The sequence below is a fragment of the Pseudomonas edaphica genome, from assembly GCF_965277385.1.
Classification (GTDB): domain Bacteria; phylum Pseudomonadota; class Gammaproteobacteria; order Pseudomonadales; family Pseudomonadaceae; genus Aquipseudomonas; species Aquipseudomonas edaphica.
On sequence record NZ_OZ255725.1, the window covers coordinates 6,486,288 to 6,506,530 of the forward strand.

The window sequence follows — 20,243 nt, forward strand, 5'->3', positions numbered from 1 at the left end:
ATGCGCGTTGTGTTCATCACCTTATTATTGAGCTGCACCAGTGCCCACGCCGCCATGGGCCCGTTTGATGTGTACGAGCAGGCATTGCGTAACGATCCGGTGTTTCTCGGCGCCATCAAGGAGCGTGACGCCGGCCTGGAAAACCGCACCATCGGCCGTGCCGGGCTGCTGCCGCGGCTTTCGTACAACTACAACAAGGGCCGCAACAACTCCGAAGCGCACCTGCCGGACGGGCGCGGCGGCAGTTATCGCGACGACCGCAACTACAACAGCTATGGCTCGACCTTCAGCTTGCAACAGCCGTTGTTCGACTACGAAGCCTATGCCAACTACCGCAAGGGCGTGGCCCAGGCGCTGTTCGCCGATGAAAGCTTTCGCGACAAGAGCCAGGCGTTGCTGGTGCGGGTGCTGAGCTATTACACCCAGGCGCTGTTTGCCCAGGACCAGATCGACATCGCCCGCGCCAAGAAAAAGGCCTACGAGCAGCAGTTCCAGCAGAACCAGCACCTGTTCCAGCAGGGCGAAGGCACGCGCACCGATATTCTCGAGGCCGAGTCGCGCTATGAGCTGGCCACCGCCGAAGAGATCCAGGCGCTGGACGAGCAGGACGCGTCGTTGCGCGAACTGGGGGCTTTGATCGGCGTGCAAAGCGTCGATATCCACGACCTGGCGCCGCTGAACCAGAGCTTTGCTGCCTTCACCCTGACCCCGGCCAACTACGACACCTGGCATGAACTGGCGCTGAGCAATAACCCCACGCTGGCGTCCCAGCGCCAGGCCGTGGAAGTGGCGCGCTATGAAGTGGAGCGCAACCGCGCCGGGCATTTGCCCAAGATCACCGCGTATGCCAGCTCGCGCAAACAGGAGTCCGACAGCGGCAACACTTACAACCAGCGCTACGACACCAACACCATCGGCGTTGAAGTCAGCCTGCCGCTGTACGCCGGTGGCGGTATCTCCGCCTCCACTCGCCAGGCCAGCCGTGGCATGGAGCAGGCCGAGTACGAGCTGGAAGGCAAGACCCGCGAAACCCTGATCGAACTGCGCCGCCAGTTCAGTGCGTGCCTGTCGGGCGTGAGCAAATTGCGTGCGTACCAAAAGGCACTGACCTCGGCCGAGGCGCTGGTGGTGTCGACCAAGCAAAGCATCCTCGGTGGCGAGCGGGTCAACCTCGATGCACTGAACGCCGAGCAGCAGCTGTACAGCACCCGTCGCGACCTGGCCCAGGCCCGCTACGACTACCTGATGGCCTGGACCAAATTGCACTACTACGCGGGCAACTTGCGCGACACCGACCTGGCGAAAGTCGATGAGGCTTTCGGCCCGGTGAAATGAGCATCCATAAGAAGAATAAGGAGGGGTTAGATGATCACCCATTCACCACGTTTCAAACCGTTTACCGCAGGCTCGTTACTCCTGCTGTCCGTTGCGGCACAGGCGGCCTATACCGAAAACGGCCAAGCGGGTAACCCCGCCAGTTGGCGCTCCGCCGAATTCCAGAGCGACTGGGGCCTGGGGCGCATGAAGGCGGATGAAGCCTATGCGGCCGGCATCACCGGCAACGGCGTCAAAGTCGGCGCGCTGGATTCGGGTTTTGACCCCAACCACCCTGAAGCTTCCAAAGACCGCTACCACGCTGTCACCGCCAGCGGCACCTACGTCGATGGCAAGCCGTTCAGCACCACCGGCGCACTCAACCCCAACAATGATTCCCACGGCACCCATGTCACCGGCACCATGGGCGCAGCCCGTGATGGCGTGGGCATGCACGGTGTGGCCTACAACGCGCAAATCTACGTGGGCAACACCAACGCCAACGACAGCTTCCTGTTTGGCCCGACCCCGGACCCCAAGTATTTCAAGGCGGTGTATACCGCGCTGGTGGATTCCGGCGTGCGCGCCATCAACAACAGCTGGGGCAGCCAGCCCAAGGATGTCAGCTACCAGACCCTCGGCGATCTGCACGCCGCCTATGCCCAGCATTACAACCAGGGCACCTGGCTGGATGCCGCGGCGGATGTGGCCAAGGCCGGGGTGATCAATGTGTTCAGCGCCGGCAACAGCGGGTATGCGAATGCCAGCGTGCGCTCGGCCTTGCCGTATTTCCAGCCGGAACTGGAAGGCCACTGGCTGGCGGTGTCCGGCCTGGATAAAGCCAATAACCAGAAATACAACAAATGCGGGATAGCCAAATACTGGTGCATCTCTACGCCTGGCGCGCTGATCAACAGCACCATTCCCGATGGCGGTTATGGGGTCAAGTCCGGCACCTCGATGTCGGCACCGCATGCCACCGGCGCGCTGGCGCTGGTGATGGAGCGCTACCCGTACATGACCAATGAGCAGGCGTTGCAGGTACTGTTGACCACTGCCACGCAACTCGATGGCTCTGTCACTCAAGCACCGAATACCATCGTCGGCTGGGGCGTGCCGGACCTTGGCCGAGCGATGCATGGCCCGGGGCAATTGCTTGGCAACATGAACGTCAACCTCGCGGCCGGGCAGGGCGATGTGTGGAGCAACGGCATCTCCGACCAGGCCTTGGTTCAGCGCCAGGCCGAAGACCGCGCCGAGCACGGTGCCTGGCAGCAAACCCTGATCGACAAGGGTTGGCAGAACGGCGTGGGCGCGAATGCCAGCCAGCAGGAACAGACCGATTACGCCGTTGGCACTGCCCGTGATCAGGCCGCAGCCAACCGCGTGTATGAAGGCAGCCTGATCAAATCCGGGGCCGGCAGCCTGGTGCTCAGCGGCGACAGCACGTATCGCGGTGCCACCAGCGTCAATGGCGGCCTGCTGGCAGTCAACGGTTCGCTGACCTCGGCGGTGACCGTCAACAACAGCGGCACCCTCGGCGGCTCCGGACGCATCGGCGCCTTGAGCGTCAACAGCGGCGGCACCGTGGCACCGGGTAATTCCGTAGGCACCTTGCAGGTGGCCGGTGATGTGAACCTGGGCGCAGGCTCCACCTATGCGGTGGAACTCACGCCCACCAGCAGCGACCGCATCGTCGCAGGCGGCAAAGCCGTGCTGGGCGGCGGCACCGTGACCCTGGCGCTGGAAAACAGCCCCACACTGCTCAGCCAGAGCCAAGTGCAAAGCCTGATCGGCCGCCAATACACCATCCTCCAGGCGGCGGGCGGCGTTCAGGGCCAGTTTGGCCAGGTGCTGCCGAACTACCTGTTCCTCGGCGGCACCCTCGACTACGCCGCCAACGGCGTGCAGTTGGATGTGGGGCGCAACAACGCGGCGTTCGCCAGCGTTGCCGCCACGCGCAACCAGCGCAGTGTCGCGGCGGCGGCCGAGCAGTTGGGCGCCGGCAACCCGGTGTATGAAAGCCTGTTGCAGTCGGACTCGGTGGCCACGGCCCGCCAGGGCTTGCAGCAACTGTCGGGTGAGATCTACCCGGCGATTGGAGCGATGCTGATCAACGACAGCCTGCAGCTGCGCGATGCTGTAGGTGAACGCCTGCGCCATGTGCCCGTGAACGGCGAAAGCAACCTGTGGATCAAGGCCCTTGGCGCCTGGGGCAAGACCGACAGCCGCAGCGAAACGGCAGGCTCGACCACCTCGATTGGCGGTTTGCTCGCCGGTGTGGACGGCGCGCTGGACGAGCAGACCCGCGTGGGTGTGGTTGCCGGCTACAGCGACAGTTCGCTGAACATGGGCAGTGGCACGCACTCGTCGACGTCCATCGACAGTTACCACTTCGGCGCGTATGCCGGGCGTGAACTGGGCGACTGGCGCGTCAGCGTGGGTGGTGCCTACAGCTGGCATCGCGGCGACGTAAAGCGTGACCTGCAGTACGGCGAAGTCAGCGGCAAGCAAAAGACCAAGCTGGATGCGCGCACGGCGCAGTTGTTCACTGAAGCTGCGTACCGCATTCACCTGCAACCGCTGGCGCTGGAGCCGTTCGCCAACCTGGCCTATGTACACCTGGACAGTGATTCCTTTCATGAAAAAGGCGCTGCGGCGGCGCTGGAACGTGGCAGTGATCGGCGCGATGCGGTGCTCAGCACCCTCGGTGTGCGGGCCTTGAAAACCCTGCCTCTGAATGACCATCAGCAGCTGGAACTGTCCGGTTCGCTGGGCTGGCAGCACAGCCTGACGGCGGTTGAATCCGAAGAACACTTGGCGTTTGTCGCCGGCGGGCCGTCTTTTGCCGTGCGCAGTTCGCCGTTGCTGCGCGATGCCGCGCTGGTCGGTGTGCAGGCCAGCCTGGCGCTGAGCAAGGCCACGCGGGTCAACCTGGATTACAACGGCCAGTTGGGTGGGCGTGCGAAAACCCAAGGCGTGGGGCTGAGCCTGAACTGGCAGTTCTAACTGTGGGAGCTGGCTTGCCTGCGATGGCGGTGGGTCAGTCGATGAAAAGGTTGGCTGAGCTGACGCTATCGCAGGCAAGCCAGCTCCCACCTGAGCACTGCGGCGCTGAAGAAAAGTGATTCACATACCGGCAATAAGAAAACTAAGGAAGGTCACCGTGAACAAACGCAAACCAGGGTTAAATACCGCCACTCACACAGGCCCGGGCTACCCGCTCAAGGCTTTGAGCTGCGTGCCATACGGCGCGTTGCTGTGCTGCCTGGCAAGTCTGGGGACCGCCCAGGCCGCACCCTATGTGGAAACCGGCAAACTGGGCGATGCCGCCAGTTGGCGCAGCAACGAGTTCAAGGCCGATTGGGGGCTGGGCGCCATCCATTCAGACACTGCGTATGCCGCCGGCTACACCGGCAAAGGCGTCAAGCTGGGCATCTTTGACCAGCCGGTGTATGCGCAGCACCCGGAGTTCGCCAGCCCCAACAAGGTGGTGACGATTGTCACCGAGGGCATCCGCCAATACACCGACCCGTATATCCCGGTGAAGGCCGGCGATGCGTTCCGCTATGACGGCACGCCGTCCAAGGACTCCAACGGCAAGCTGGGTAACCACGGCACCCACGTCGGCGGGATTGCCGCCGGTAACCGTGACGGCGGGCCGATGCATGGCGTGGCGTTCAATGCGCAGATCCTCAGCGCCGAAAACGGCGACCCAGGCCCGGAAGACGGGATCATCCTCGGCAACGACGGCGCGGTGTACAAGGCCGGTTGGGATGGGCTGGTGGCCAGCGGCGCACGCATCATCAACAACAGCTGGGGCATCGGCATTGGCGATCAATACGCCAAGGGCGGCCGCGATCCGGCGTACCCCAACTTCACGGTCAATGAAGCCCAGGCGCAGTTCAACAACATCCGGCCGATCCTCGGCACGCTTGCCGGCGGCGCCTACCAAGGCGCAATCGATGCGGCCCGCAGCGGCGTGCTGACCATCTTTGCTGCCGGTAACGACTACAACCGCAACAACCCGGACGCGATGTCGGGTCTTGCGTACTTTGTGCCGGAAATTGCACCGAACTGGCTGTCGGTAGCCGCCTTGCAGCAAAACCCGGACACCGCGAGTGCCAACCCGTATGTGATCAGCACCTTCTCGTCGCGTTGCGGTTATGCGGCGAGCTTCTGTGTGTCGGCACCCGGTACCAAAATCTTCAGCTCGATCATCAACGGCACCGACCTGAGCAACCTGACCACCGACTGGGCCAACAAAAACGGCACTTCCATGGCTGCGCCCCATGTGGCCGGCGCAGCGGCGGTGCTGATGGAGCGCTTCCCGTACATGAGCGGCGAGCAGGTCGCCACCGTGCTCAAAACCACCGCCACCGACCTTGGCGCGCCGGGCATCGACGCGCTGTATGGCTGGGGCATGATCAACCTGGGCAAAGCAGTCAACGGGCCAGGGATGTTCGTGACCGCTGAGGATATTCCTGCTGAGTTCCGTATCGACGGCGCCTATGGCAGCAGCCAGTTTGTCGCCGACCTGCCAGGCATTGGTGCGGTGGTGGATGCCGGTAAACCGACCCAGCGTCTGTGCACCGACGTGCATTGCGGCCTGGATGTGTGGAGCAATGACATTTCCGGCCATGGCGGCCTGACCAAGCAAGGCATCGGTACGTTGGTGCTGAGCGGCACCAACACCTACAGCGGGCCGACCCTGGTCAACCAGGGCTTGCTGGCGATTAATGGCTCGGTCACTTCCGACGTCACCGTCAGCCAGGCCGGCGTGCTCGGTGGCTCGGGCCGTATCGGCTCGCTGACTGCCAAAAGCGGCGGCACCGTGGCGCCGGGCAACTCCATCGGCACCTTGAATGTGGCAGGCGATGTCACCTTTGATGCGGGTTCGACCTACGCGGTTGAGCTGTCGCCCACCAGCAGCGACCGCATTGTGGCCGGCGGCACCGCCACACTCAATGGCGGTACCGTGACCCTGGCCCTGGAGAACAGCCCGACGCTGCTAACCAACGCCCAGGCGCAAAGCCTGATTGGCCGCCAGTACAACATCCTGCAAGCCGCAGGCGGTATTACCGGCAGCTTCGGCGCGGTGCTGCCGAACTACCTGTTTATCGGCGGCACCCTGAACTATGCCGCCAACGGCGTGCAACTGGACGTGGCACGCACCAACAGCTTCGCCAGTGTGGCGGTCACGCCGAACCAACGTGCGGTCGCGGCGGCGGCGGACCAATTGGGCGCAGGCAACGCGGTGTATGAAAGCCTGTTGCTGGCGCCCAATGCGGCCTCGGCCCAAGGCGCGTTCCAGCAGCTCTCCGGCGAAATCTACCCGGCGCTGCAAAGTGCGTTAATCAACGACAGCCGTTACGTGCGCGAAGCCGTTGGCGAGCGCCTGCGCAATGGCGAGATGGGCGCCAGCAGCGAAACCATCGACAGCCGTGGCAACGTGTGGGTCAAGGCCTTGGGCGCGTGGGGCAAGACCGACAGCCGCAGCGACACCGCGGGCTACACCACGTCGCTGGGCGGCATGCTCGCCGGTGTGGATGGCGCACTGGATGACTCGACGCGTATCGGTTTGGTCGCTGGCTACAGTGACACCTCCTTGAACATGGGCAACGACACCCATTCCCGTGCCTCGGTCGACAGCTACCACTTCGGTGCCTATGCCGGGCATGAAATCGGTGCCTTGCGCCTGAGCGGTGGGGCGACCTACAGCTGGCATCGCGCCGATGTGAAGCGTGACCTGCAATACGGTGATGTGGCCGGCAAGCAGAAGGTCAAAGTGGACGCGAGCAGCACCCAGGTGTTTGGTGAGGCGGCTTACCGCGTCAACCTGCAACCGCTGGCCCTGGAGCCATTCGCCAACCTGGCCTATGTGCATCTGGACACTGATGGGTTCACCGAAAAGGGTGACGCCGCCGCGCTCAAAGGCCATGACGACACCCGCGATGTGGTGCTGAGCACCCTGGGCGTGCGCGCCTTGAAGACCTTTAACGTGAACGATCACCAGCAACTGGAAGTGTCCGGCACCCTGGGCTGGCAGCACAACCTGAGCAGCACCGATTCCGAGCAGCACCTGGCGTTCGCCTCGGGCGGCCCTGCGTTCGCAGTGGAAAGTGCGCCGATGGTGCGCGACGCCGCGTTGGTCGGTGCACGGGTCAGCCTGGCGCTGAGCAAGGATGCGCGGATCAATTTTGATTACAACGGCCTGTTGGCCAGCAAGGACAAGGTCCACGGGGTAGGGTTGAGCCTCGACTGGGCGTTCTAAAAGGCTTCACCCCTTGTATGGGTTTGGGCTTATGTGGGAGCCGGGCTTGCCCGCGATGCAGACACCTCGGTCGGTCAGTTGTACCGAGGTGAGGCTATCGCAGGCAAGCCAGCTCCCACATAGGCTCACTCACCACGAGGGCCACACGTGTTTTCGCTTTCTCTACAAATCCAACAACAGAGAGGCACTACCATGGGTATCTTTGACTATAAAAACCTCGGCACCGAGGGCTCCAAAACACTGTTCGCCGATGCCATGGCGATCACGCTGTATTCCTACCACAACCTGGACAACGGCTTTGCCGTGGGTTACCAGCACAACGGCCTGGGGCTTGGCTTGCCGGCCACGCTGGTGGGGGCGTTGCTGGGCAGTACTAATTCGCAAGGGGTGATCCCGGGGATTCCCTGGAACCCCGACTCGGAAAAAGCCGCGCTTGAGGCGGTGCAAAAAGCCGGCTGGACGCCTATCAGCGCCAGTGACCTGGGCTATGGCGGCAAGGTCGATGCGCGCGGCACCTTCTTTGGCGAAAAGGCCGGTTACACCACCGCCCAGGTCGAGGTGCTGGGCAAGTACGATGACGCCGGCAAACTGCTCGAAATCGGCATCGGCTTTCGTGGCACGTCGGGGCCACGGGAAAGCTTGATCACAGATTCCATCGGCGACGTAATCAGCGACCTGCTGGCGGCCTTCGGCCCCAAGGATTATGCAAAGAACTATGCGGGCGAAGCCTTTGGCGGCTTGCTCAAGAATGTCGCCGACTATGCCGGCGCCCATGGCCTGAGCGGCAAGGACGTGGTGGTCAGCGGCCACAGCCTGGGCGGGCTGGCGGTCAACAGCATGGCGGATTTAAGCAACAACAAATGGTCGGGGTTCTACAAGGACGCCAACTACGTGGCCTATGCCTCACCGACCCAGAGCGCGGGCGATAAAGTGCTCAATATCGGCTACGAAAACGACCCGGTGTTCCGCGCGCTCGACGGCTCATCCTTCAACCTGTCGTCCCTGGGCGTGCACGACAAACCCCACGAGTCGACCACCGACAATATCGTCAGCTTCAACGACCACTACGCCTCGACGTTGTGGAATATCCTGCCGTTTTCGATCGTCAACCTGCCGACCTGGGTCTCACATTTGCCCACCGGTTATGGCGACGGCATGACGCGCATCCTCGAGTCCGGCTTTTACGACCAGATGACCCGCGACTCCACAGTGATTGTCGCCAACCTGTCCGACCCGGCGCGGGATACCACCTGGGTGCAGGACCTCAACCGCAATGCCGAACCGCACAAGGGCAACACCTTCATTATCGGCAGCCACGGCAATGACCTGATCCAGGGCGGCAAGGGCGCAGACTTTATCGAAGGTGGCAAAGGCAATGACACAATCCGCGACAACAGCGGGCATAACACCTTCCTGTTCAGCGGCCATTTTGGCAATGATCGGGTGATTGGCTACCAAACCACGGACAAGCTGGTGTTCCAGAACGTGGAGGGCAGCACCGACCTGCGCGACCATGCCAAAGTGGTCGGCGGCGACACGGTGCTGACCTTTGGCGCCGACTCGGTGACCCTGGTCGGCGTCGGGCATGGCGGCCTGTGGGCCGACGGCGTCAGCATCGGCTGATCAATGCCAGTGTTGCCCCCGCCAGCCGCCACCATAGTACGGCCGGTGGGGGTAGCCGTAGCCATAGCTGTAAACATGATGGGGGTAGTAGTAAGGCCGTGGGGCGTAACCCCAATGCCCGTAATAAACCGGCGGCGGCGGGGGAGCAACCACGATGACCCGCGGCGGCTGACGAATGATGATGGTATCGGCAAACGCCGGCGCGCTGGCCAGCGCCGCCAGGCTCAGGGGGATGAGTAACAGCGCGCGTACCGTCCGGGACATGAGTGCCATGGCCGTCTTTCTCCGTTCTACCGCCTTCGAAGATGAAGGCGGCTTATCGGTTGAACGCCGGGTTGGCGAAAATCCTTCGGTAAATAAATCTTCACCGACCAGCGGCGCAACGCTGCGACGGGTCCGGCAGGCCTCACGCGTTTAATCACTACCCGCGAGCTGTTTCGCGCGTCATGTGAGGAACCGAACATGTCCCGACTTCGATTGCTACTGTGCGCCTTGGTGCTACTGGGCTTGGGCGGGTGCGCGGTGTACCCGGCCTATCCTGGCCCATGCTGCTACCGGCCGTACTACCACTCGTATTACTACCATCCCTACTATCACCCGTATTACCACCCGTACTACCGGTACTGATCGTTCCCATGCTCTGCGTCACGCTTTGGGACGCGGAGCGTCCTGGGCTGCATTTCCACGCGGAGCGTGGGAACGATTAAACAAAAAGCCCCGCATTGCGGGGCTTTTTATGTTCAGGCGATTGCTTTCACTTTTCGCTGCGTACCGTCGCAACGTCATCAGCCTTGATGCGGATGTGCTTGCCGGCGATGTCGGTGAATTCATAGAACCCATCGGCTGTCTTGGTCTTGGGGGTGTCCTTGGTCAAATACTGCGTGCCATTTTGCAATGTCACTACGGTTTGCGTGGAGCAACCGGCCATTAGCAGAAAAGTGAGTGCAACCAGCGGCAGACCCAAATTCTTCATGTTCATTACCCTTACCTTTAACCCTGAAAAGTCCCGCGCCTAAGGCTTCGGGCCACAAATGTTACGCCATCAACTGTCCTATCTGATCACTTTTATACAAAAAGTTGCGTGGGCCATTTATCTATTACTGATTGCAACAGCGCGCCGCTGGCGGCACTCTGTATGCATAACCAGTATTTGATCAGTGCGCGACATGGCCAATCCCCTCGACGATCCCTTGTATTACCTGCATAACTTCCGCCAAGTCCTGCTGTGGCTGGGGCAGCGATATGCCGATTTGCTCGACCCGGATGAAATGCAGTTTATTCAGCAATTTGACAGGTTACCGCAGCCGTCCCAGGCGTTATTGGTGCGCATGGTGATGCGCAAGGGCGCGCATTTTCGTGCGAGCAAACTCAATTACCTCGAAATTGGCTGCACTCACACGGCGGCGCTTGCACTGGTGCAGCAGGGCTGGGTGGATCAGCAGAGCCAACTGGGTTTTGATGAATTGTTCGCACTGCTGCAAAAAGGCGAAATCCTCGCCGCCTTCGCGCCGTGGATTGACCAGCCCAAAGGCAAGAAGGCCGACTGGCTGGAAGGGCTGGCGGCGCAGTTCACTGAGTCACGCAGCTTTGCCCAGTGGTGCCCCGAACTGAGCGACACGCTCTACAGCCTCACCGTGATGGACCTGTGCGACCGCCTGCGGCTGATGTTCTTCGGCAACCTGCACCAGGACTGGTCGGAGTTCGTGCTGGCTGACCTGGGCATCTACACCTACGAAAAAGTCGAGTTCTGCGCCGAGTCCCGTGGCCTGCGCAGCCGTGACGATGTGCACGGTTTTCTGTTCCTGCACCAATGCCAGCAGGCCTTCGAAGCCGGCCAGGCGTTGGACGAGGTACTGGCGCAGATCGTGCTGCTTGCCACCGATAACCCCTGGCTGGAAAAGCGCCGGGCTAAATTGCTGTTCCAGATCGGCCACTATTGCGAACGCAGTGCCGAGCTGGAATTGGCGGCGCAGATCTACCGTGATTGCACCTATCCCGGCGCGCGCTCGCGGTTGATTCGCGTGCTCGAACGCCAGGAGGATTACGCTCAAGCCATGGCCCTGGCGTGCGCGGCGCAGCAAGCACCGCAAAGCGCTGCCGAACAGCAACACCTGCTGCGCGTGCTGCCACGCCTGCGGCGCAAGCTCGGTGAACCGGCGCTGCCCAAGGTCAAGCCGCGTGAGGTCTCGCGCCTGGACCTGGCGCTGGTGCAGGCGCCACTGATGTCGGTGGAATCCTGCGTGCAGGCGCACCTGAGCGCGCCCGATGCGCCGGTGCATTACGTCGAAAACGGGCTGATCAATTCGCTGTTCGGGCTGTTGTGCTGGGAGGCGATTTTCGCGCCGCTGCCAGGGTCGTTTTTCCACCCGTTCCAGCGCGGGCCGGTGGACCTGCACAGCGAAGACTTTCATCAACGTCGGGCTGTGTTGTTCGCCGCGTGCTTCGAACAGCTTACGGATGAGCGTTACAAAACCACCATCCGCCAGCGCTACATGGACAAATGGGGCATCCAGTCGCCGTTCGTGTTCTGGAACCTGCTCAGCGAAGAGCTGCTGGAGCAAGCCCTGACGTGCCTGCCGGCCGAACACCTGCGTTACTGGTTTGAACGCCTGCTGCTGGATATCCGCGCCAACCGCGCCGGCATGCCGGACCTGATCCAGTTCTGGCCGGCGCAAAAGACCTACCGCATGATCGAAGTCAAAGGCCCTGGTGACCGACTGCAGGACAACCAACTGCGCTGGCTGGAGTTCTGCGGCGAATACCAGATGCCGGTGACTGTCTGTTATGTGCGCTGGGCGCAAACCGCTTGAGCTACAGCGTTGCGGTGCGCGCGCTGTGCGAGTTCACGGCCAAGGTCGGCGACCTGGACCTGCGCTTTACGCCGTCGCCCAGCGCCCAGGAAGGCATTATCGGCCATCGCACGGTGGCCTCACGACGCAGTGCCCATTACCAGAATGAAGTGGCCCTGGAAGGCGAATACCAGCAGCTCAAAGTGCGGGGCAGGGCAGACGGCTACGACCCGGACAGCAATCGCCTGGAAGAAGTCAAAACCTATCGCGGCGACCTCGACGCGCAACCCGCCAACCATCGCCAATTGCATTGGGCGCAGGTCAAGGTGTACGGCTGGCTGATGTGCCACAAACTCGGCCTGCAAGAGATCGACCTGGCGCTGGTGTACTTCGATATTGTTGGCGAAGGTGAAACCTTGCTGAACCAGCGCTTTCAAGCGGCCGACCTTGAGCTGTTCTTTAACCAGCAATGTGCGCTGTTCCTCGGCTGGGCGCGCCAGGAAATGCAGCACCGCGAGGCGCGCAACGACGCCGCGCAGGCGCTGGCGTTTCCCCATGCGCAGTTTCGCACCGGCCAGCGTGCGTTGGCCGAGTCGGTCTACAAGGCCGTCAGCACGGGCCGCTGCCTGATGGCCCAGGCGCCTACCGGCATTGGCAAGACCGTCGGCACGATCTTCCCGCTGCTCAAGGCGTTGGCGCCGCAGCAGCTGGACAAGGTGTTTTTCCTGACCGCCAAGACACCCGGGCGCAAGTTGGCCCTCGACGCCGCGCACGTGCTCTACACCAGCTGCCCCGATTTGCCGCTGCGCGTGCTCGAACTGGTGGCGCGTGACAAGGCCTGCGAGCACCTGGACAAAGCCTGTCACGGTGATTCCTGCCCGTTGGCCAAGGGCTTTTATGATCGCTTGCCGGCGGCACGCGTGGCGGCGTCCAAGGTGCGCCTGTTGGACCAGCGCAACCTGCGCGAGGTGGCGTTGGCCCATGACGTCTGCCCGTATTACCTGAGCCAGGAAATGGCGCGCTGGGCCGACCTGGTGGTCGCCGACTACAACTACTATTTCGACTTCGGCGCCATGCTGTTCGGCCTGGCCCACTTGAACCAATGGCGCGCCGCCGTGCTGGTGGACGAAGCCCACAACCTGGTGGAGCGCGCCCGCTCGATGTACAGCGCCAGCCTTGATCAGTACAGCCTCAAGACCCTGCGCGACAGCGCGCCTGAGCCGTTGAAAAAACCGTTGCAGCGCCTGAACCGCGAATGGAACGCCGTGCACAAGGACCAAGTCGCACCGTACCAGGCCTACGCCAGCAAACCCGACAAGCTGCTGCAGGCCTTAAGCCTGTGCACCAGCGCCATGGGCGATTACTTCAACGACCACCCCTTGGCCCTCAGCGGCGACCTGCAAACCTTCTATTTCGAGGCGTTGCAGTTTGCCAAGGTGGCGGAGCTGTTCAATGAACACTTCATCTTCGATATCAGCCAGCGCCAGTTCGGCAAGCGCAGCGCTTCGACCCTGTGCCTGCGCAACGTGGTGCCCGCCGAATTCATCCGCCCCAGGCTGACCGCGGCCCGCAGCAGCGTGCTGTTCTCCGCCACCCTGAGCCCGCGCCACTATTACGCCGACTTGCTCGGGTTGCCTGCCGATACCGCGTGGGTCGATGTGGAATCGCCGTTCCAGGCCGAGCAACTGCAGGTGCGCATCGTCGATGCGATCTCCACGCGTTTTGTGCATCGCCAAGCCTCCTTGGCGCCGATTGTCGAGTTGATTGCCGAGCAATTTGCCACGCAACCGGGCAACTACCTGGCGTTTTTCTCAAGTTTTGATTACCTGCAACAAGTGGCGCAGTTGATGGCCGAGCGGCACCCGCAGATTGTGCTGTGGTTGCAGTCACGCGGCATGGCCGAAGCCGAACGCCAAGGGTTTCTGGACCAGTTCACCCAGCACAGCCGGGGCATTGGCTTTGCCGTGCTGGGCGGCGCGTTTGGCGAAGGCATCGATTTGCCCGGCACGCGCTTGATCGGCGCTTTTATCGCCACACTGGGCTTGCCGCAACTGAACCCGGTCAACGAGCAAATGAAAGCGCGCATGGGCGCGATTTTCGGCGCGGGCTATGACTACACCTATTTGTATCCGGGTATCCAGAAGGTCGTACAGGCGGCGGGACGGGTGATCCGCAGCCAGCAGGACCAAGGCGTGCTGATGTTGATCGATGACCGCTTTGGCGAGGCCCGTGTGCGGCAGTTGTTGCCGCGCTGGTGGGCGGTTGGGCGAGGTGCATAACTGGTATTGGGGTAACCGCGGCGTAGAGTTGCGCCATCACCCCAATAACGGTTACGCCTGCCACTCTTGCGATAGAGCAGCCCAGCCGAGGCCAAGACTTACCTAGATACCCACGCGCATCACAGGCAAGCCAGCCCTCAAAGAGACCGCGTTATACCTTCAAGGTGCGGGTCATGCGCAACGCCAACACACTGCCGGCCACAATCACCGCCGCCAGCAGGTACAGCGCCATGTCCGTGGACCCGGTGGCATCCTTCACAAAGCCGACGATATACGGGCTCAAGAACCCTGCCATCTGCCCCATGGAGTTGATCAGCGCCAGGCCGCCAGCCGCCGCACCCGCGCTGAGCAGGGCAGTGGGTACCGGCCAGAACATCGGCAGGCCGGTAAGGGCACCCATGGTGGCGATGGTCAGGCCGAGAATCGCAAGCGCCGGGGTGGTGGCGAAGTTCACCGCAATCACCAAGCCAATCGCACCCATCAACATCGGCACCACCAAGTGCCAGCGACGTTCCTTGCGCAAGTCGGCGGAGCGGCCCACCAACAGCATGAACACGGCGGCCAGCAGGTACGGAATCGCACTCAGCCAGCCAATCACCAGGTTATCGCTGAAGCCCAGGTTCTTGATGATGGATGGCAGCCAGAAGTTGATGGCATACACGCCGCTCTGGATACAGAAGTAGATCAGGCCGAACGCCCAGATCGCCGGGTTCTTGAACACTTCGCCGAGCGAATCGGTGGTGGTTTTCGGTTTGTTGGCCAGGTCCGTCGCCTGATCGGCTTCCAGCACTGCACGTTCATGGGGCGTGAGCCACTTGGCGTTGGCAAAGCTGTCGCTGAGCAGGAAGTAGGCGAGGGCGCCCAGGATCACCGTGGGAATGCCTTGCAGCAGGAACATCCACTGCCAGCCCGCAAGGCCGCCCTGGCCGGCGGCGAAGTGGTTGAGGATCCAGCCGGAAAATGGGCTGCCCAGCAGGCCGGACACCGGAATTGCCGACATGAACAACGCCATGATCCGCCCACGGCGAAAGGTCGGGAACCACTGCGAGAGGTACAGCACCACGCCGGGGAAAAACCCGGCTTCTGCGGCACCGGTCAACAGGCGCAAGCCGTAGAAGTGGCTGGGAGTGGTGACGAACAGCAGGCAGGTGGAAAGCGTGCCCCAGACGATCATCATCAGTGCAATCCAGCGTCGAGGGCCGAACCTGGTCAGCGCCAGGTTGCTCGGTACACCACACAGCACGTAGCCGATAAAGAAGATCCCGGCCCCCAGGCCGTACACGGTCTCGCTGAATTTCAACGCATCGAGCATCTGCAACTTGGCAAAGCCAACGTTCACCCGGTCCAGGTAGTTGAACAAGTAGCAGATAAAAATGAAGGGGATCAGGCGCAGGGTAATGCGCTTGTAGATGGCGTTTTTATCGTCATCGGTGGCCAGTGTGGCAGCGGCGCTCTGTGACATGGCAGTCTCTCTTTATTATGATTTTTCGCGATGCGAGGGTAACGTTGATCGCCCAAAGAGTCTCGGCCACCTTGCTGGGTGCTGTCTTTGTGCCCGCGCACAGTCAAGCAGGCTTTGCGCTGTGCCTCTGAACAACAGGATGAACAACAGCATGAACGCCCCATGAACAACCGCGCCTTTCAAGGAACTTAGCCTCATGTTCGAGCTCGATCATGACCTGGCGCAGGATATCGTCAATCGCACCATGGCGATCCTGCCCTATAACGTCAACGTCATGGACAGCCAGGGGCTGATTCTGGGCAGTGGCGAGCCGGAGCGAATCAACACTCGCCATGAAGGCGCGCAGTTAGTGCTGGCCAATGGTCGCGTAGTGGAAATCGACGGCCAGACCGCCAAACACCTGAAGGGCGTGCAGCCCGGTATCAACTTGCCGTTGATGCACGACCAGCGCCTGATCGGCGTGCTGGGCATTACTGGCGAGCCGGCGTTGCTGCGCACCTACGCGCAACTGGTGCGCATGACCGCCGAAATGCTGGTGAGCCATCGCCATCAGCAAGCCGAGCAGCAATGGCGGCGCCAACGCTGTGATGACCTGCTGGCCTTGCTGCTGGCCGACAGCGGTAACTCGCCGCGCCTGGTGGATGAAGCCCAGCAGTTGGGGCTCAAGCCTCAGCTGGCCCGCACGCCCTACCTGTTCGAGTTGGGCGCAGGCCAATCGGCGGAGGCATTGAGTGCCTGGCTGACCAGCCGTTACCCGGACAGCTGGTGCGTGAGTTCCGCACAATTCTCGTTGTTGTGGTGCCGGCCTGCGTTGGCTCAAGTGGATAACCCAAGGCTGCTGGAAAAGCTTCAGGGTCTGGGCTGGAATATCTTGCGGGTCGCCGTCGGCGGGCAGGCCGATGGCCTCGCCGGGCTGCGTCGTTGTTACCGGCGTGTGGGGGATTTGCTGGCCTATGGTCGCGATATCCTGCCGCAATCGCAGCTGTTGACCCTCAATCGCTACCGCCTGCCGGTGATGCTTTGGCGTCATCGCAACGACGATGCCTTGGACGAACTGCTCAACCCCTTGCGCAAAGTCCTGGCCAGGGACACCAACGGCCAGCTGTTGGCTACTTTGCGCAGCTGGTGTGAACACGATGGCCAAAGCCAGGCCTGTGCCGACGCCCTGGGCATTCATCGCAACAGCCTGCGTTACCGCATGGAACGCATTGCCGAACTCAGCGGCGTCGACCCGCTGACCCTTGACGGCATGCTCGCGCTGTACCTTGGCGTGCAGCTATTGCCCCAGGCTTTGTCGCAATGAACAACAAACCTCTCCCGCACTTGTGCATCGGACCGGCGTCATTGCCGATGGCAACTGGCAGCATGGGCGTTATAAAAACTGGAGAAAGCCCATGAAAATCATCATCGCCCCCGACTCATTCAAGGACAGCCTGAGTGCCGAAGGCGTAGCCCAGGCGATTGCCGACGGCCTCGCGCAGGTGTGGCCGGATGCACAGGTAGTCCAGTGCCCGATGGCCGACGGCGGTGAAGGCACGGTGGACTCGGTTCTCGCCGCCTGCCATGGCGAGCTGCGTCGCGAAACGGTGAGCGGGCCACTGGGCGAGGCGGTGGAGGCACGCTGGGGCTGGCTTGCCGACAGCCATACCGCGATGATCGAAATGGCCGAAGCCAGTGGCTTGCAACGTGTACCGACGCGCCAGCGTGATGCTTGCATCAGCAGCACATTCGGCACCGGCGAGCTGATCCGCGCCGCCCTGGATGCCGGTGCGCAGCGCATCATCCTGGCGATTGGCGGCAGCGCCACCAACGACGGCGGCGCGGGTGCGATGCAGGCGCTTGGCGTGCAGCTGCTTGACGCCCAAGGCCATGCACTTGCACCGGGCGGGTTGGCTCTCGCAGGCCTGGCGCGGATCAGCCTGGAACACCTGGACCGACGTTTGGCCCAGGTGCGTTTTGAAATCGCGGCCGACGTCAACAATCCACTGTGCGGGCCGCAGGGCGCCTCTGCCATTTTCGGCCCACAAAAAGGCGCCAACCCACAGCAAGTCGAACAGCTTGACGCCGCGCTTGGGTACTTTGCCGATCACTGCGCCCAGGTGCTGCCCAAAGACGTGCGCGATGAACCGGGCAGCGGCGCGGCAGGCGGTTTGGGGTTTGCCGCCAAGGCCTTTCTCGGCGCACAGTTTCGTGCGGGCGTGGAGGTGGTCGCCGAGCTGGTCGGCCTGGACTCGGCCGTGCGTGGTGCGGACCTGGTCATCACTGGCGAAGGCCGCTTCGACGCCCAGACCTTGCGCGGCAAAACACCTTTTGGTGTGGCACGGATTGCTCAACGTCATGGCGTACCGGTCATCGTGATTGCCGGCACCTTGGGCGAAGGCTATGAGCAAATGTACGCCCATGGTGTGGACGCCGCCTTCGCCTTGCCATCAGGCCCGATGAGCCTGGAACAGGCGTGCAGCGAGGCGCCGCGTCTGTTGCGCGAGCGCGCGGCGGACATAGCGCGGGTATGGCGCACAGCGTTCAGCCAGCGCAGTTAACAAGCCAGCTCCCACCCTAGCCAGCATGCAACCTTGCCGCCTACACTGGCCGGCCACTTGTCTTTCATAGGATGAAACGCAATGCACACACCTGAACCCCATATCGTGATCCAGCGCTTTACCGAAGCCCACCTCGAAGGCGTCGCTGCGCTCTATAACGAACCGGCCGTGTGCCGTCAGGTGCTGCAAATGCCTTACCAATCGGTGGAGGCCTGGCGCAACAAGCTGGCGTTGGATAATGAGCGGCGGCTACAGCTGGTGGCGGTGCATGGCGGCGAGGTCATCGGCCAGCTTGGCCTGGAGCAGACCCTGCGGGTGCGGCGCAGCCATGTCGGCTCGTTCGGCATGGGCGTGGCCACGGCCTGGCAGGGCAAGGGTGTGGGTTCCAGGTTGTTGGCGGCCGCGCTGGACGTGGCGGACAACTGGATGAACCTGCACCGCGTGGAACTCACGGTGTACGCCGACAATCAAGCCGCGCAAGGCCTGTACCGAAAGTTCGGCTTCGAAGTCGAAGGCCTGTTGCGCGATTACGCTTTGCGTGATGGCAAGTTTGTCGACACCGTCAGCATGGCGCGCCTGCGCCAATCGGCCTAATCCGCCAGTGCAAACGCCACCGCAGCCTGCGCATGCAGCTCGGTGGTGTCCAGCAACGGCAGGTGGCTGTGTTGTGGCTTGATCAGCAGGCCGATTTCCGTACAGCCAAGAATGATCGCCTGGGCACCCTGTGCCGCCAATGACTCGATCACGCGTTGATAAACCTGGCGCGAAGCCTCGCTGATCACCCCGACACACAACTCCTCATAAATGATCCGGTGCACGGCCTCGCGCTCGTGCGCGTCGGGCACAAGTACGGTCAAGCCCTGTGCGGCCAGGCGGGCCTTGAGAAAGTCCTGTTCCATGGTGAACGCGGTGCCCAGCAGGCCGACCGTCAGGGTGCCGGCTTCGACCGCTGCCGCTCCCGCTGCATCGGCAATATGCAGGAACGGAATCGATACGGCCGCCTCGATACGCGGCGCCACCAAATGCATGGTGTTGGTACACAGCACCACACAGTCGGCGCCACCCGCTTGCAGGCGGCGCGCGGCGTCTTCGAGGATCAGCGCGGTGTCATCCCAGCGCCCGGCGTGCTGGGCTTGTTCCACCGGACCGAAGTCCACGCTGTACATCAACAGTTGCGCCGAGCGCAGCGGCCCGAGCTGGTCGCGCACCCGCTGGTTGATGATGCGGTAATACTCGGCGCTGGACTCCCAGCTCATGCCGCCGATAAGGCCGATGGTGCGCATGCGATGCTCCGGAACAGAAATGTTGCCTCACCTTACCCACAGGCCACGGATTAGTCATACGCAGTTGCCGGCGAAATCACCGGTGCAGTTGCGCAGGCGTTAATCAAACGGTCAGCCGCCGCATCTGCCATGATCACCGCTCGCAACCTGGTTAACCCAAGGAAAATGGCAATGGACGATGTACAGCAACTGGGCGAGATGCTTCGTCATTACGCCGACAGCGAAGCGCATAAAAAACAGCAATTTGACCTGCAGTCAGCGCGCTGGGCACAAAAGCTCGGTGAGTTGTTCGGGCAGGTCGAACAGTGGCTGGAACCGGTCAAGCGCGTTGGTTTGCTCGAGGTTCAGCGTGAAGCCTACGTCGCCAGCGGCCCGGGCCTGCCGGCCGAGAGTTCGACCTTCAAGACCGAAAAACTCACCGTGCATATCACCGGCAAGCCCGTGGAGTTTGTCCCGGAAGTGATGGGGGCCGGTGGTTTGATATCGGTGTCGGTGATGGGCCTTACCGCTGCTCGGCACGGCAGTGTGTCGCTGGTGTTGCCGGCCGATAAAAACGATTGGCTGTGGAAGAAAACCAATGGTTTGAAAGACCCGGACACCTTTGCCTTCGATGCCAACTTCCTGGCCACGCAACTGCAGAGCCTGATCCCGCGTGAGCGCGGCTGAAGGCTATTGGCTC

15 protein-coding genes are annotated in these 20,243 nt (G+C 62.2%); 11 read left to right on the forward strand and 4 right to left on the reverse strand.

Annotated features, from left to right (window positions below; all coding sequences use genetic code 11):
- The 4 genes from ACQY47_RS29450 (at position 1) to ACQY47_RS29465 (ending at position 9,211) form a co-directional block, all read left to right on the forward strand.
- Positions 1 to 1,335: a TolC family outer membrane protein gene (locus tag ACQY47_RS29450; protein ID WP_056859967.1), complete on the forward strand. Its 1,335-nt coding sequence runs from the start codon at positions 1 to 3 to the stop codon at positions 1,333 to 1,335.
- A gap of 30 nt (positions 1,336 to 1,365) precedes the next feature.
- A complete protein-coding gene (locus ACQY47_RS29455; RefSeq protein WP_428554325.1) occupies positions 1,366 to 4,323 on the forward strand; it encodes an autotransporter domain-containing protein in 2,958 nt (985 codons plus the stop codon).
- Positions 4,324 to 4,480: 157 nt separating this feature from the next.
- Positions 4,481 to 7,588 (forward strand): autotransporter outer membrane beta-barrel domain-containing protein, encoded by a 3,108-nt coding sequence (locus tag ACQY47_RS29460; protein WP_428554328.1) that lies wholly within the window; start codon positions 4,481 to 4,483, stop codon positions 7,586 to 7,588.
- A 192-nt stretch (positions 7,589 to 7,780) separates the two neighbouring features.
- Positions 7,781 to 9,211 (forward strand): polyurethane esterase, encoded by a 1,431-nt coding sequence (locus ACQY47_RS29465; protein WP_428554331.1) that lies wholly within the window; start codon positions 7,781 to 7,783, stop codon positions 9,209 to 9,211.
- On the opposite strand, the gene ACQY47_RS29470 is transcribed toward ACQY47_RS29465, so the two are convergent.
- A complete protein-coding gene (locus ACQY47_RS29470) occupies positions 9,212 to 9,475 on the reverse strand; it encodes a hypothetical protein (RefSeq protein WP_236460682.1) in 264 nt (87 codons plus the stop codon).
- Between the two features lie 198 nt (positions 9,476 to 9,673).
- On the opposite strand from ACQY47_RS29470, the gene ACQY47_RS29475 reads away from it, so the two are divergent.
- Complete coding sequence (locus tag ACQY47_RS29475; RefSeq protein ID WP_164487936.1) at positions 9,674 to 9,838, forward strand: hypothetical protein; 165 nt, start codon at positions 9,674 to 9,676, stop codon at positions 9,836 to 9,838.
- Between the two features lie 127 nt (positions 9,839 to 9,965).
- On the opposite strand, the gene ACQY47_RS29480 is transcribed toward ACQY47_RS29475, so the two are convergent.
- Positions 9,966 to 10,190: a YgdI/YgdR family lipoprotein gene (locus ACQY47_RS29480; protein WP_017135598.1), complete on the reverse strand. Its 225-nt coding sequence runs from the start codon at positions 10,188 to 10,190 to the stop codon at positions 9,966 to 9,968.
- Between the two features lie 187 nt (positions 10,191 to 10,377).
- On the opposite strand from ACQY47_RS29480, the gene ACQY47_RS29485 reads away from it, so the two are divergent.
- Together ACQY47_RS29485 and ACQY47_RS29490 are read left to right on the forward strand one after the other, a co-directional pair.
- Positions 10,378 to 12,021, forward strand: a complete 1,644-nt coding sequence (locus ACQY47_RS29485) for a VRR-NUC domain-containing protein (RefSeq protein WP_428554336.1) — start codon at positions 10,378 to 10,380, stop codon at positions 12,019 to 12,021.
- Positions 12,018 to 14,279 carry an ATP-dependent DNA helicase gene (locus ACQY47_RS29490; RefSeq protein ID WP_428554339.1) on the forward strand — a complete coding sequence of 754 codons (2,262 nt, stop codon included), beginning with the start codon at positions 12,018 to 12,020 and terminating at the stop codon, positions 14,277 to 14,279. The genes ACQY47_RS29485 and ACQY47_RS29490 overlap by 4 nt, the downstream gene beginning before the upstream one ends.
- A gap of 151 nt (positions 14,280 to 14,430) precedes the next feature.
- Here the strand turns inward: ACQY47_RS29490 and ACQY47_RS29495 are convergent, their stop codons facing one another.
- A complete protein-coding gene (locus ACQY47_RS29495; RefSeq protein ID WP_017135601.1) occupies positions 14,431 to 15,741 on the reverse strand; it encodes an MFS transporter in 1,311 nt (436 codons plus the stop codon).
- A 196-nt stretch (positions 15,742 to 15,937) separates the two neighbouring features.
- On the opposite strand from ACQY47_RS29495, the gene ACQY47_RS29500 reads away from it, so the two are divergent.
- The 3 genes from ACQY47_RS29500 to ACQY47_RS29510 all read left to right on the forward strand — a co-directional run bounded on the left by ACQY47_RS29500 (position 15,938) and on the right by ACQY47_RS29510 (position 18,875).
- Complete coding sequence (locus ACQY47_RS29500) at positions 15,938 to 17,044, forward strand: sugar diacid recognition domain-containing protein (protein ID WP_017135602.1); 1,107 nt, start codon at positions 15,938 to 15,940, stop codon at positions 17,042 to 17,044.
- Between the two features lie 91 nt (positions 17,045 to 17,135).
- Positions 17,136 to 18,281, forward strand: coding sequence for a glycerate kinase (locus ACQY47_RS29505; protein ID WP_428554344.1), 1,146 nt, complete (start codon positions 17,136 to 17,138; stop codon positions 18,279 to 18,281).
- An 81-nt stretch (positions 18,282 to 18,362) separates the two neighbouring features.
- Positions 18,363 to 18,875, forward strand: coding sequence for a GNAT family N-acetyltransferase (locus ACQY47_RS29510; protein WP_017135604.1), 513 nt, complete (start codon positions 18,363 to 18,365; stop codon positions 18,873 to 18,875).
- On the opposite strand, the gene ACQY47_RS29515 is transcribed toward ACQY47_RS29510, so the two are convergent.
- Positions 18,872 to 19,564 carry an aspartate/glutamate racemase family protein gene (locus ACQY47_RS29515; protein ID WP_099549783.1) on the reverse strand — a complete coding sequence of 231 codons (693 nt, stop codon included), beginning with the start codon at positions 19,562 to 19,564 and terminating at the stop codon, positions 18,872 to 18,874. The genes ACQY47_RS29510 and ACQY47_RS29515 overlap by 4 nt on opposite strands.
- A gap of 171 nt (positions 19,565 to 19,735) precedes the next feature.
- On the opposite strand from ACQY47_RS29515, the gene ACQY47_RS29520 reads away from it, so the two are divergent.
- A complete protein-coding gene (locus ACQY47_RS29520; RefSeq protein WP_138449495.1) occupies positions 19,736 to 20,230 on the forward strand; it encodes a hypothetical protein in 495 nt (164 codons plus the stop codon).
- Positions 20,231 to 20,243 lie beyond the last annotated feature (13 nt).